General features: G+C 40.3%; 11 protein-coding genes and 1 other annotated feature. Of the genes, 4 read left to right on the top strand and 7 right to left on the bottom strand.

All coding sequences use genetic code 11. The features are described 5' to 3' along the window. Positions 1–124 precede the first annotated feature (124 nt). Positions 125–784 (top strand): peptidylprolyl isomerase, encoded by a 660-nt coding sequence (slyD, locus tag C9I43_RS03130; RefSeq protein WP_076496913.1) that lies wholly within the window; start codon positions 125–127, stop codon positions 782–784. Between the two features lie 186 nt (positions 785–970). Here slyD and trpR read toward each other — a convergent pair whose 3' ends face one another. Further along, entirely contained in the window at positions 971–1,246 is a 276-nt protein-coding gene (gene trpR / locus C9I43_RS03125) for a trp operon repressor (RefSeq protein ID WP_076496914.1), read from the bottom strand. A gap of 189 nt (positions 1,247–1,435) precedes the next feature. Between trpR and C9I43_RS03120 the strand changes: the two genes are divergently transcribed. After that, positions 1,436–1,885 (top strand): c-type cytochrome, encoded by a 450-nt coding sequence (locus C9I43_RS03120; protein WP_076496915.1) that lies wholly within the window; start codon positions 1,436–1,438, stop codon positions 1,883–1,885. A gap of 78 nt (positions 1,886–1,963) precedes the next feature. Here the strand turns inward: C9I43_RS03120 and C9I43_RS03115 are convergent, their stop codons facing one another. Further along, positions 1,964–2,656 carry a cytochrome b/b6 domain-containing protein gene (locus C9I43_RS03115; protein WP_107882046.1) on the bottom strand — a complete coding sequence of 231 codons (693 nt, stop codon included), beginning with the start codon at positions 2,654–2,656 and terminating at the stop codon, positions 1,964–1,966. Positions 2,657–2,955: 299 nt separating this feature from the next. On the opposite strand from C9I43_RS03115, the gene hpf reads away from it, so the two are divergent. After that, a complete protein-coding gene (gene hpf, locus C9I43_RS03110; RefSeq protein WP_107882044.1) occupies positions 2,956–3,324 on the top strand; it encodes a ribosome hibernation-promoting factor, HPF/YfiA family in 369 nt (122 codons plus the stop codon). Positions 3,325–4,783: 1,459 nt separating this feature from the next. Next, positions 4,784–4,900: a sequence feature (Phe leader region), on the top strand. 41 nt (positions 4,901–4,941) lie between these two features. Next, the gene (locus C9I43_RS03105; RefSeq protein WP_107882042.1) at positions 4,942–6,936 is read left to right on the top strand and encodes a chorismate mutase; all 1,995 of its coding nucleotides are present in this window, start codon (positions 4,942–4,944) and stop codon (positions 6,934–6,936) included. A gap of 130 nt (positions 6,937–7,066) precedes the next feature. Here C9I43_RS03105 and C9I43_RS03100 read toward each other — a convergent pair whose 3' ends face one another. The 5 genes from C9I43_RS03100 to tyrA form a co-directional block, all read right to left on the bottom strand. Continuing rightward, positions 7,067–8,371 (bottom strand): cation:proton antiporter, encoded by a 1,305-nt coding sequence (locus C9I43_RS03100; RefSeq protein WP_076496919.1) that lies wholly within the window; start codon positions 8,369–8,371, stop codon positions 7,067–7,069. Between the two features lie 43 nt (positions 8,372–8,414). Then, positions 8,415–8,750, bottom strand: coding sequence for a hypothetical protein (locus C9I43_RS03095; protein WP_076496920.1), 336 nt, complete (start codon positions 8,748–8,750; stop codon positions 8,415–8,417). 166 nt (positions 8,751–8,916) lie between these two features. Next, positions 8,917–10,035 carry an FAD-binding oxidoreductase gene (locus C9I43_RS03090; RefSeq protein WP_107882040.1) on the bottom strand — a complete coding sequence of 373 codons (1,119 nt, stop codon included), beginning with the start codon at positions 10,033–10,035 and terminating at the stop codon, positions 8,917–8,919. A gap of 76 nt (positions 10,036–10,111) precedes the next feature. Then, positions 10,112–11,776 (bottom strand): hydroxylamine reductase, encoded by a 1,665-nt coding sequence (gene hcp / locus C9I43_RS03085; protein WP_107882038.1) that lies wholly within the window; start codon positions 11,774–11,776, stop codon positions 10,112–10,114. Between the two features lie 241 nt (positions 11,777–12,017). Further along, a complete protein-coding gene (gene tyrA / locus C9I43_RS03080; protein WP_076496923.1) occupies positions 12,018–13,157 on the bottom strand; it encodes a bifunctional chorismate mutase/prephenate dehydrogenase in 1,140 nt (379 codons plus the stop codon). Between the last annotated feature and the right edge of the window lie 14 nt (positions 13,158–13,171).

Genomic DNA, 13,171 nt, shown 5'->3' with positions numbered 1-13,171 from the left:
ATACGCAGCGCTATTTAATTCAAGGATAATAAAGCTGTGCTGTATCTAACATAAGCGACTTCAACTTATCGCCAGCGCTAAGAAAGCACGTTATTATGCGCGCACATTCTGAACCGGAGGCGATATGAAGATCACTCAACACAGCGCGGTAACTATTCATTACCGTTTATCAGATGAAGAAGGCAGACTATTAGAAGACTCTTTCGACTCTGAACCTATGCTATATCTGCACGGCACTGAAAACCTGATCCCAGGTTTAGAGGCCGCGTTAGAAGGTAAAACTAAAGGCGAAAAACTCGACGTTACTATTAGCGCCGAAGAAGCCTATGGCCCTTACCACGATGGACTACGCCAAGCTGTGCCATTAGAGGCATTTGGTGATATCGAAGATATCGTTCCAGGTATGCGCTTTATTGCTGAAACTGAAATGGGTCAACGCCCAGTTCAAGTTATGGAAGTTAAAGACGATGTTGTTATAGTCGATGGTAACCATCCTTTAGCCGGCCAAGCATTGAATTTCAGCGTTGAAATTATTGACGTTCGTGAAGGTAGTGCAGAAGAAATAGCACACGGTCACATTCATGCAAAAGGCGGTTGTGGAAGTCATGGACATGATCACGATCATAGTGGTGGTGGATGCTGTGGTGGTTCAGGTAAGGAAGAAGCCGGCGGCTGTTGTGGCGGTTCAGACCACGATCATGGGCATCACCATGAAGAGCACGAAGCCTGCGACACACCTAAAACAGGTTGTGATGGCAATGGCGGCTGTGGTTGCCGCGGCTAAAAAGCTTACGCAAAGGTGAACTAGAAATAGTGTATCCCTGAGCGATTGAACTGATGACATAGTTTAATATTTTAAGATGCATGCCCTTAATTTAAGGTCGTGCATTTTTTATACAAAAAAATCTGTGTGATAATGGTAAATTACTAACGGATAGTTGAGTATTGACTTGAAACTTACACTCAGACATTAGCTAATCAACTTTTGAATTTTGGCTCTATGTTCAGGTGACATATTTTTTAGATAATTAGAACAACGTGTAATAGTGGCGATACTCACCTTATACTCAGCGGCTATGTGTCTTTGGCTCATATTTCCATCCAGTAACAACTGAAATACCTTTAAGCGTCCAGCAACGGCACTACGTTCTTCCTCGGTTAACAATAAATGAAACAACACAGAAAGATCTTCATAGTTGCTATGGCTCAATATTTTTTCTAATACTAAATCCCAATTTGCTCGCATAATTACCCTCATAAGTACTGTTCAAGCATTACGTAAGGCAGTTTAACAGATTTAGCCTCTATAAAATAACTTGTTATGTTTAGATACTAATCTAGAAAAAAACTGAAAAAAATGCTTCTAGTACATCAAGTTAATTTGTGTACAATAGCAAGACAATGTCACACTTCAACGCTAATTTGTGAGAATATAATGAAAAAACTACTACTTACTCTCGTTGCCAGTGCTCTATTCGCTTCAGCTGCGCAGGCACACAATTTTGAAGAACCAAAAGATGCGATTGAATACCGCCAATCTGCATTTGGTCTTATATCTTATAACTTTGGCGACATGGCAGCCATGATGAAAGGTAAAAAACCTTTCGAAGCAGAAACCTTCGCAATGCGTGCAACCAACGTTGCAGCCCTATCAAAAATTCCATTTGAAGGTTTTATTGATGGCTCAGACAAAGGTGACACAGAAGCCTTAGCTAAAATTTGGCAGGACAGAGCTGATTTCGATTCAAAAATGAAAACCTTTCAAGAAAATGCTGCCATTCTTGCCACTGTAGCTCAAAAAGGTAACCAAGCTGAAATCAAGCAAGCCTTTATGGATACAGGAAAAAGCTGTAAAGGTTGTCACGACGTATATAAGAAAGACTAATGTTATTCTGTTTATCTTATCGTCAACAAAAAGCCTGCTATTAGCAGGCTTTTTGTTATTTCAAAACTAAGTATAAATCTACAACACTTGTACTATGGGCCAGATTAAATACACAAAGACCACGGCCGCTAATACAGTCAATAGTGCTAAAGCGAGCCACTCTGACTTAAATGTAAGATCACTTTTTGAGCTTGATGACAATGCCACCTTAGAGACCTTTTTATAACCACTAAACATAGCACCGACTAACTTATCTCCTTTTATGGCATGAATAATCACTGCCAGTATGTGAATAGCACTTAGTAAGAGGATAAGGTTAAAGTTCATTTTATGTAGCCAGGTCAAAAAGCTACTGGTATTAGAACTCACATAACTATAAAGCGGACCTTCGGTAAAAATATCATCAGTCGCAAACAAGCCAGTGACTAACTGAAGGCTAATAATCCCTATCAATGCAACAACCATGTAGCCACCAATAGGATTATGCCCAAGTACAACTGACATGCCCTTAGTCTTAATCACTTTTAAATAGTCCAGCGCAACTTTGGGATGGTGAACAAAGTGGCGAAATCGTGCGGTATCACTACCAATGATCCCCCAGAGGATTCTAAATCCAATAAGAACCAACAAACTATAAGCAAAAATCTGGTGCCACTGCATTTCGCCAGCATCAGCACTCCACCATAAAAGCGCTAATAGACACACCATGCCCCAATGGAAAATTCGAGTGGGTAAATCCCAGACTTTAATTTTAACGTGTTCAGTATTCATAAAATGGGCAAATCCAACGTAAACGAGTGAAATAAGTTCAAGTATTTTATCGGAGTTAAGGGGGGAACCTAAAGTAAATATAAGTAAACAAGGGCAAAGACTGCGGAGTTATCCCATCGAATATGACTCTATTTAGCAGGCAATACAAGACTTTTTGGCTAAGAATTATTGATATTTGTCTAAGCGATCAAATATCCAGCTAACGATATCTAACCAGCACAAAAGTGTGATGTAGATCTCGTTTTATAGTGCCAACCTTGGTAATCTGAAATCCAAGGAAACTGCAGAGGGTTTGAAATATGCTAAAGATTACTAGCAAGCAACTTGAAGTTACAGCTCCTATTCGTGAACGTATTGAAAGTCGTTTCGAAAAACTTTCAAGACATGATGTGCAAATGATAAATCCCCACGTAACCATTACAGAGGAGAAACCAGGTTTCAAAATAGAAGCATCGGTTGGCATCCCAAATGGTGAACTCTTCGCTCAAGCAAAACATGAAAACTTATACACTGCGATTAATGCTATGGGCCAAAAATTAGAGAAGCAACTCAATCGCATAACACATAAACCTGAAGCACTGCGGTCTACATCATTAGCACCGACAAATGATACTGCTAAAGAAGTTAATGACGAGTACAATGAGTACGAAGAAGAGGATGCAATATAAATTAAGCTCACTTAGTACAAGATACGTTTAATCTTGAAAGAATAAAGTATAACTTTAGTTAGATCGCAACTTTATAAGTATATGGTTAATTATTTTTTGTAAAAAACACACTTTAACTAAATATCCACTACACTAAACAAAGAGGCATAATAAGTAAAAGCGATACAATATAAAATAATTTTAGACATGTTAAGTTTCAATGTTCCAATTCAGGCTTAATAACTAAATTTCATATAGTCACCATTAGACATAACTAAGGAGCACTAACAATTTATCATTAACATTTAATTTTCACCTGTGAACCATTAAATACTTTTAAAAAACTAACATATATTACTTTAACATCTTAACAAAAATGGGGTGGAGTAAAAACTAACGTCAACGCAGGCTATTTACATTCACATCCGAATAAAAACAAGGAGCAAACCATTCACATTCGAATAAAAACAAGGAGTTAAATTCTGACCTTGGTACATAGAAACACTTCATCAATATAAATACAAGAGCAGGAGGTTTCACCACATTAAACCGTCTTTATTGCCACTTATCATTGTTACATAAGCTTGATTTGCAATTTGGTTCTAAGCTTTACCCTTAAGATTTAGTTATAATTACTTAGGGAAAAGACAGCCTAATCAATACTTAAACCAACTGCAGCAGTTAAAATAGTTAGTAACAACTTTAAAGAGAGGTAATTTAAAAGAGAGGTAATCTAGTCAAATTCTTTTTAATATAACTATAGGATGTAATTCATTATAAAACTCAACAACGTAAACTCTCACTGCATAGTTTTTAATTTTAAAATTTAGTTTTTACTTGATATTTCAAACGTAAGCATCTATATAATAGTTAACCAACATTGAAAGAGGAGGACATCTAGACTTGATAAATAATGTAATAGTTACAAATGAAAAAGCTTTACATGTTCTATATCTTAATACGTTAGATTCAAATGTAAAAAGTAATAACGTAAGTAGTAATACCTTAAACGCATGACAAGGCTAAGCTGTTTTTACAGCAACATGTACTTAGTACAAAAAATGAGCCGTAAATCGTTTATTCATAAATGTTCATTTTAATGTTATAGCTCCATATTTTAATGTTATAGCTCCATGTAGTTGTTAGTTTTCAAATAAATGCAAGATATATCAACGTAAGTTAGCTGGTACTGTAAACAGCATAGTTTCAACTTTATTCGCTATGCCGTCAAAAGTACTTATTAATGTTCAATGTAAATGCAAGTCGTTACCTAGTTAGTTGTTAACATTTTACTGTTACACGTAAATGTAAGATAAACGAGTGTTTTACCTTGTCCCATATTGACCATAAGGAGGATAAACTAGCTTGACCATATATAATACTCAAACCAGCGCACCTTCGGGTGCGCTTTCTTTTGGTACGCCTTTAGGAAAGTTTTGATTGACAGCTAAGCCCTAGCCCTTTAGCTTAAGACTATGAAAATAATAACTACAATTTTTTTTACTTTCTTTTTTATACCCTCACATTAGGAGGCGGATTTACTGTGTAAAAACGAAAGTAAAAATCCAAAGCCTCCCAACTGGGAGGCTTTTTTGTATTTAACGATTAATAAAATATATAACGGCAATTGAGGTCGAAATGCATACACCACAGCCTTTAAATCAAACCCGAGAACAGATTACTAATCTAGATAATGAACTGCTGGCATTACTCGCAGAGCGTCGTCGTTTAAGTTTAGAAGTAGCTCGTAGTAAAGAAGTCGATATTAGGCCAATCAGAGATACTCAAAGGGAAAAAGAACTACTCGCTCGACTAGTAAAAGAAGGGCGAGAAAAGGGATTAGATGCACACTATGTTATCTCTCTCTACCAGAGTATTATCGAAGATTCAGTATTAAATCAGCAAGCTTACCTTCACGGCCGTGCCAACCCTGAAACACAGAAACAACAGTATTGTATCGCCTATCTCGGTGCTAGAGGCTCTTACTCCTACCTCGCCGCTAGCCGCTACTGCCAACGTCGCCAAGTCGAAATGCTGGATTTAGGCTGCCAAAGCTTTGATGAAATAGTGCAAGCCGTTGAGTCTGGACATGCCGATTATGGCTTTCTCCCGATTGAGAATACATCTTCAGGTTCGATCAATGAAGTGTATGACGTACTGCAACACACGAGTCTATCTATCGTCGGTGAAACGACAATAGAAGTCGGTCATTGTTTATTGGGGAAAGTCGGCAGTAAATTAGCAGATATCAAAACAGTCTACGCCCACCCGCAACCTATTAGCCAATGCAGCAAATATTTAAGCCAGCACAAAGATTTGAGGCTGGAATACTGCTCGAGCAGCGCAGAAGCGATGGAGAAGGTAAACCAAAGCTCTGATAATAGCACTGCTGCGATTGGCAGCACCGAAGGCGGTGCCCTTTATCAGCTAGAGTCTATAGAAGCAGGCTTAGCAAATCAGAAGATTAATCAAAGCCGCTTTATTGTCGTTGCCCGCAAAGCCGTTGCCGTACCAGAGCAGTTACCCGCTAAGACCACGTTGATTATGGCGACTGGCCAAAAAGCTGGTGCTTTAGTAGAAGCCTTGTTAGTACTGAAAGCACATCAGTTAAACATGAGTAAATTAGAGTCACGCCCTATCCCAGGAACACCTTGGGAAGAGATGTTCTATTTGGATATCGACGCTAATATCTCCAGTGAATCTATGCAGGCGGGTTTAAAACAGCTTGAACGGATCACGCGCTTTATCAAGGTATTAGGTTGCTATCCTTGCGAAACAGTAAAACCAACGCAGTTGAGCAACAGCCAGTTACTAATTGAACCTAACACGTCTAAGGGGCAAATTATTAGCGATAATGAAGCAAACACAAACCCTATTAGATATAGTAAAGCCTATAAAGAGCAAGCGAGTGAGATCAGCTGCGGTGCTATGTCTATCGGTGCTGGCCACATTGGTGCCATCGCCCAAATAACATTGAATAACAGTATTTCACACTTAGCGTTATCAGCGTTTGAACAACAAGTAAAGCAGCTTAAGGAAGTGGGGTTCCAAGCCATTTTGCTCAATGCTATTAACCAAGTTCCGATGACAGAAATGACGTTATCTAAACTACGTCAAATCCTGCACCAATATAATCTTGTATGCATTATTGCAATAGAACAAGAAGCTGATTTGCCGTTAGCCATTCAGTATGCTGATATGTTATTTCTCGCAGGCAAGCAGATGTTTAATCGAACCTTGCTCACTCAAATAGGCACATTACCCATGCCATTAATCCTTGAGCGTAATGATATGGCAAGCTTTGAGGAATTACTCACCGCGACAGAGGTGATCTTAAGCCAAGGTAATCAGCAACTCATCCTCTGTGACTCAGGCATTAGAACCTTAAATAGTGCTAACCTGCCCTCATTAGATTTAGCTAGCCTGATCCAAATTAAAGCCACCAGTCATCTCCCTATATTAATTAACCCTAGTTATGCGGTAGCAGAAGACTCATTACTCGTGCAAACTCAAGGTATTAAGCAGCTTAAAGTGGATGGGTTAATACTCAATTGCCCACTTAATAACAGTGATAATAATGAGTCGTTTAACTTAATGAGTGCTGTGGTGCGGGAGCTTTATCGAACTCACTAACTTGAGGCTAAAATTCAAATTAGTGATGATTATCAAAGGCTAATTAAATTTATCTCCATCCCGAGTCGCTTTTAAACCAGCTAGTCTATGTAACGACTAGCTGGTTTAAAATTATAGCCAAAATCATCTTTTATGTATTTTTAACAGCACCGACAGCTTTTGATGTATTGATGACTGAATTACTCCTACGGATAAGCCCTGCCATGGTAGAACCCTGTACTAAAATAGAAAATACGACGACGGCATAGGTCATCACAAGCAGCAACTCCCGTAATTCCACACCACCAATGGCATCTATCACTATGCCTTTAGGTAAACTCATTGCCATAGCAAGGGCTAACCCTCCCCTTAACCCACCCCAAATTAGAATAGTCTCTGCATAGGGGTTATATGATTTGAACAATCTAAAGCTCAAATAGGGTAATAATACACTCAAGGCACGTGCCAGCAGCACAAGAGGAATAGCCACAAACATAAACCACCACAATGGTGCCTTAAAAGTGACGAGCAAGAGTAATAAACCCAGTAACAGGAAGAGTAAGGCATTGAAGAAGGATTCAATTAGCGACCAAAACATGAGTAATTTAACTCGCTCATGGCGGGTAAAAAACTTAGGCACGCTGAAATTACCTATAATGATCCCCGCGCTCACCATTGCCAAAGGTCCAGAAACTCCAAGTACCTCAGCCATCACATATCCCGCGGTTGGAATAAGCAACGTGACCAGCATCAATTGTGTTTCTTCTTCACAATAGCGGAAAAAATGATGCAGTAAAAAACCCAGTACGCAGCCATAAATGACCCCGCCTACGGCCTCGCGAATGAATAACTCAGAGATATGTATAAACGTTAGGGGCTCAGTGGAGAATGCTAATTGCGATATCGCCACAAAAATCACTAATCCTATACCATCATTAAATAAAGATTCACCTTCTACTTGAATAGCAATATCTTCCGGCGCGCCCATTTTCTTTAAAATAGCCAAAACGGCGATAGGATCGGTTGGCGAAATTAGCGCCCCAAACAGCAAGCAATGGCTGAGTAATAAGGGTAACCCCAACATAGGTGCCAGCCAAAATAACAGCCCACCAATGATAAAAGTGGATAATAAGGTGCTAACAAAAGCGAGGATTAAAATCTCCCACTTCTGTTGCCTTAGTATTTTTAAACGGATCTGTAATGCACCGGCAAAAAGTAAAAAACCTAACATGCCATTGAGCAACAGCGCTTGAAAATCGAGCTTCTCTAGTCCTGAAACAAAATACAAATAAACGTCGCCGCCTAATGCTTTCCCTCCGAGGAGTAACAATAAACTCATTCCAAGGGAAATAGCCGTAATGGCCACTGTTTCTTGTAGTTTATGAACGCGAGAAGACATGACAGAAGTGATTAAAGCCAAGGCGCAGAGAAGACAGAGTATTTGGTAACTAGACATAGATGCCTCTAAATATTATCAATTTAGAGACTCTAACATAAGTTTAGATTTCTAAACCATCCAATAGACTTAACCAGCCTCTAATGATTCTGTTACAAAACCAAATAACCCCGAAGAAGTAAATCGAAAGACTGAGCCAAGTTTGCGGCACACAATAACCGAGCACTAATAAACCCAAAAAGGCGATATTAGAATGACGTTGCCAACGCAAATGTGATGCTAACAATGGATTGCCATGGGATTGGCGTTGAGAAAAATTAATAAACAGACTTAGCAGCACGGGGAGTAATAATAAAGGAAAACCCGACATTAAGGCGTACAACAAATGCCCAAGAGTACGATCTTCAATTTTTGTGGCATAAGTGGTTGTCATTGTCATTGAGAAACTCCAGCCAGACTAATGGACTGGGCGCAAACATCCTACGCCCTTGTCTTTAACCTTACGTTCTCACTGAGATAAGCGCAACTAAGGATTAGAAATATTTCCATCCAATTAAAAATGAAGCAAATAAACACTACATGACCAGCACGATTTCACCAGCACATTAGATCTTAAGTGTTGCATCGGAGGTTAACGTTGTGGAGCAAGCTAGCACAAACCCAGCTTCAATTTCAGCAGCGGTGAGAGTGATCACACTCGTCGATACGGTTTCGCCCGCTAATACTTGGCATTTACACGCACCGCAAACTCCCGAACGACAAGCCGCAATAATAGGTAATCCTTCAGCCTCAATCCCTTCCAGCAAACTTTGTCCTAGCTTTAGCCTTGTACTGCGTTCACCAATAGACAAGGTAAAAGCCACCTCTTGTCGATTTGTATTAGTTTTATCCGAAAATTCATCTTGTATAAGCTGACTACGCGCAGCGATCGAAGCGGTAGCAAAGCTTTCATGGTGTAACTGACGCATATCGAAACTAAGTTCATCCAATAATGCTTTTACTGCCTTCATATAAGGCTCTGGCCCGCATAAATAGATGGTTCTATCAGCAAAGTCAGGCACTGCAGTTTGTAGCATTTTCGCCGTTAACCGCCCGAAATCAAAGCTTATCATGGGCGAATGGCTGGTAACGGTTTCGGTGCCAGTCTCTAATGCATAACTGAGTTTGAAAGTATTAAAGCGACTCGCCATAGTATCTAGTGATGATTTAAAAATAATATCGGCTTCTGATCTCGCACTATGTACAAAGGCAATATCGGCATTAATTTGGGTGTCGGTCAGATAACGAGACATTGAATACATAGGCGTAATGCCACATCCCGCACTCAAAAAAAGATATTTCTGTGCAGGAATATCAATTAAGTTAAATTGTCCCGTTGGTGGTAGCACTCTTATACTCTGCCCAGGAATAAGATTTTCAATCAGGTAGTTAGATACCAGCCCACCTTCGACACGTTTTATCGTCACCATCAAAGAATAGGGCCGTGAAGGCGATGAAGATAAAGTATAGCTACGGCATACTTGCTCGCCATTAATCTCGAGTACAAAAGTCATAAACTGACCGGGTTTGTAATCGAACTTCATCGGTTCACCCGCTTGAAAACGAAAACTGACCACATCTGCGGTTTCATTCCAGCGTTCAACACACACCAGTTGATTGACACTTTCTGATCTTTGAGGCGCAACCAATAATGCCCCAGTCCCCGCCATCACGTTCATATTCATAGCATTCTTATCCACACAACACTGCGGTTTTATTGAACAGCCTAAAACCGCAGTTAAACAAGAGTTCTCAGTTGATTTAAGCCACGTTTAACATGGTTTTTAAATCGGCCTCGACTGTAGTGGTATTGCGTAAGCCAAATTTATCTTCCAAAATTTTAGCTAAATTCGCCGTTAGAAATGCCGGAGGTGTTGGGCCTGTACGGATATTTTTAACACCCAATGACAATAACGTCAGTAGAACCACAATGGCTTTTTGTTCAAACCAAGAAAGCACTAAACTCAGTGGCAACTCATTGATATCACATTCAAACACTTCCGATAACGCAATTGCTAACTGGATAGCAGAATAGGCATCGTTACATTGACCCACATCGAGCAAACGTGGAATACCGTTAATGTCACCAAATTCAAGCTTATTAAATTTATACTTGCCGCAACCTAAAGTCAGAATGAGTGAATCTTTAGGTGTCGATTTAGCAAGATCAGTAAAGTAGCTTCTGTCCGCTTTATCGCCATCACAACCACCCACGAGGAAGAAATGCTTAATTGCACCGCTCTTAACATTTTCAACCACTGCAGGCGCTGCCGCCATCAAAGCATTGCGGGCAAAACCAATGGTGATCTGATGTGGGATTTCATCATAACTAAACCCATCTAAAGCAAGCGCCTTATCAATCACCGCAGAAAAATCATCGCCTTCTAGATGAATCACACCAGGCCAACCAACAATGCTGCGAGTAAAGATACGATCGCTATAACTGCCAACATTTGGATCGATAATACAGTTAGATGTCATTACCACTGCACCGGGGAAATTGGCAAACTCTTTCTGTTGGTTCTGCCAAGCACTACCGTAGTTGCCGACCAAGTGTGAATACTTTTTAAAGGCGGGATACGCTAACGCTGGCAGCATTTCGCCATGGGTAAACACGTTAATACCCTTGCCGACCGTCTGTTCGAGGATAAGCTCTAAATCCTTCATATCATGGCCAGAAACTAGAATTGCTTTACCCTTAACCGCTTTAGTATTAACGACTGTTGGTTCTGGGTGGCCAAAAGCTTGGGTTTCGCCCGCATCAAGCATTGCCATGATGCGGTAGTTCAGCTGACCTATATCCATCGCGGTGGTAAATAGCTTGTCAGCATCGACACTCGGTTCGCCCAAGAAAGACATGATTTCATGAAAACGCCCCGCTACCTCTGCATCGGTCTGACCGAGCACATGGGCATGTTCCATATAGGCCGCGGCCCCTTTAAGACCATATAAGCACAATAATCTGAGCCCCATGATATCTTCATGCACTTCATGTTTATCTTTATTCAACAGCGCGATGGGGGCTTGTGCCAGCATTTCGATTTTATTGGTTCCCAGCACTAACTGAGCGACTTCTGGTACCTGCTCAGCAGTAACGCCCGCTTGTACACAAGCCGCCTCGTAAGAAGCCTTTAACTGAGCACGATACTTAGCTGCTTGATGGGCATAAGCCATAATGCGATCATCATCAAAATTGACGTTCGTTAGGGTAGAGAAAAACGCTTTAGGCACAAAACTATCAATTTCGGTATCGACAATGCCCATTTCACGAGCTTTAACCGCATACACTGAAACGCCTTGTAGCATGTAAATCAGCAAGTCTTGCAAGTCAGACGTTGCAGCCAACTTGCCACACATACCTTGAGAATAACTACAACCATTGCCAGCGGGTGTACGAATAGTTTGCTCACATTGAATACAGAACATGGATAGACTCCTAATTTAAATTCATGCTTTATTTTTACATGTTTAAAACTAGTCTACCTAAACACAGCATAAGCGACAGTCATTTTTAAGATGGAATGTTAAATGTTAGAGAGCGATCACCTTAAGCAATTGCTAATAAAAACAAGGGCATTTATTCAGTAGCATAAAAAACGCCCATCAATGATGAGCGTTTTATGGCGCAAGCCATTTAACTTGGGATAAGCTAGTTTCTATTGGTTTATTAATTAGTTTTCATATCATTGACTGATTGCAGCATGATACGACTTTCGCGCTGAAACTGAGGGGCAAAATCACCAAACCATTTTGCTACGGTTTCAAATTGCTTAATAAACTCATTTCTATCGCCACGTTTAAGCAAAGCTAATGCTTCACGATAGTTATCCAAATAGTCACTGATTGCATGTTGACTGGCTTGCTGAGCAAAAATAATATCGGCATAAAGTTCTGGGCTTTGAGCAAATAAACGGCCAACCATAGCTAACTCTAAACGATAAATAGGTGAGCTAAATTGCAACAGAGTTTCAATATCTGCCTCTTCTTTACATAAGTTTAAGCCGTAAACAAAAGTCGAAAAATGACGCATAGCCTGTACTAATTGCATCGCATTATCGTGACGTTCAGGTTCGGCTTCCACAATACGCGCGCCCCAAATAGCAATCTGCTCCAGCAGCCATTGGTATTTTTCCGGTGAGCGACCGTGGCAAACGACCACGACTTGTTTTGCTAGGCTGCCAACATCGGGACCAAACATCGGATGAAAGCCAACAACAGGGCCTGAATGTGCCTCAAGCATGGCTTTTACTGGTTCTGTTTTAATCGAGGTTAAATCGGCTAAAATACAATCTTTGGGCAACTTGGTTAACTTTTCACGGATAAGCTCGCAAGTAATGGCAATCGGCACCGTTACCAACACCATACCCGCATCGGCAAATAAACTCTCAGCTTGTTGCCAATCGTCTTTATCAAGAATGTTAACTTGATAACCCGACAGCTTAAGCATCTGTTGAAACAGGCTTCCCAACTGGCCTTTACCACCCACAATGACCACTGAGCCTAAATCAGTTTTGATTTGCTTAAAGCCAACATCTTTTTCATTAAGATAAGACTCACGCATAAGGCGGCGTAAAATATCTTCAATTAATTGTGGTGCAATGCCCATTATTTTTGCTTCTTCACGGCGTTTAGCCAACATAGCGGCCTCACGCTGCGGCGCATAAATAGGCAATCCAGCAGCATGTTTTACAGTGCCAACCTGCGCAACCAAATCTAAACGTTTACGCAGTAAATGTAATAGTTGCTGATCTACACCATCTATTAGGCCGCGTAAGTGTTCTAATTCAGCGGTAGTTTTTTCGTTCATCAATTAAGTCCATT

This window comes from Shewanella morhuae, from assembly GCF_003028295.1.
Classification (GTDB): Bacteria; Pseudomonadota; Gammaproteobacteria; order Enterobacterales; family Shewanellaceae; genus Shewanella; species Shewanella morhuae.
This window is presented reverse-complemented; position numbering and strand designations above follow the sequence as displayed.

Excerpts from the sequence above, each read along its gene's own strand:
- slyD (WP_076496913.1), top strand. The coding sequence starts at position 125 with ATGAAGATCACTCAACACAGCGCGGTAACTATTCATTACCGTTTATCA.
- trpR (WP_076496914.1), bottom strand. The coding sequence starts at position 1,246 with ATGCGAGCAAATTGGGATTTAGTATTAGAAAAAATATTGAGCCATAGC.
- C9I43_RS03120 (WP_076496915.1), top strand. The coding sequence starts at position 1,436 with ATGAAAAAACTACTACTTACTCTCGTTGCCAGTGCTCTATTCGCTTCA.
- C9I43_RS03115 (WP_107882046.1), bottom strand. The coding sequence starts at position 2,656 with ATGAATACTGAACACGTTAAAATTAAAGTCTGGGATTTACCCACTCGA.
- hpf (WP_107882044.1), top strand. The coding sequence starts at position 2,956 with ATGCTAAAGATTACTAGCAAGCAACTTGAAGTTACAGCTCCTATTCGT.
- C9I43_RS03105 (WP_107882042.1), top strand. The coding sequence starts at position 4,942 with ATGCATACACCACAGCCTTTAAATCAAACCCGAGAACAGATTACTAAT.
- C9I43_RS03100 (WP_076496919.1), bottom strand. The coding sequence starts at position 8,371 with ATGTCTAGTTACCAAATACTCTGTCTTCTCTGCGCCTTGGCTTTAATC.
- C9I43_RS03095 (WP_076496920.1), bottom strand. The coding sequence starts at position 8,750 with ATGACAATGACAACCACTTATGCCACAAAAATTGAAGATCGTACTCTT.
- C9I43_RS03090 (WP_107882040.1), bottom strand. The coding sequence starts at position 10,035 with ATGAATATGAACGTGATGGCGGGGACTGGGGCATTATTGGTTGCGCCT.
- hcp (WP_107882038.1), bottom strand. The coding sequence starts at position 11,776 with ATGTTCTGTATTCAATGTGAGCAAACTATTCGTACACCCGCTGGCAAT.
- tyrA (WP_076496923.1), bottom strand. The coding sequence starts at position 13,157 with ATGAACGAAAAAACTACCGCTGAATTAGAACACTTACGCGGCCTAATA.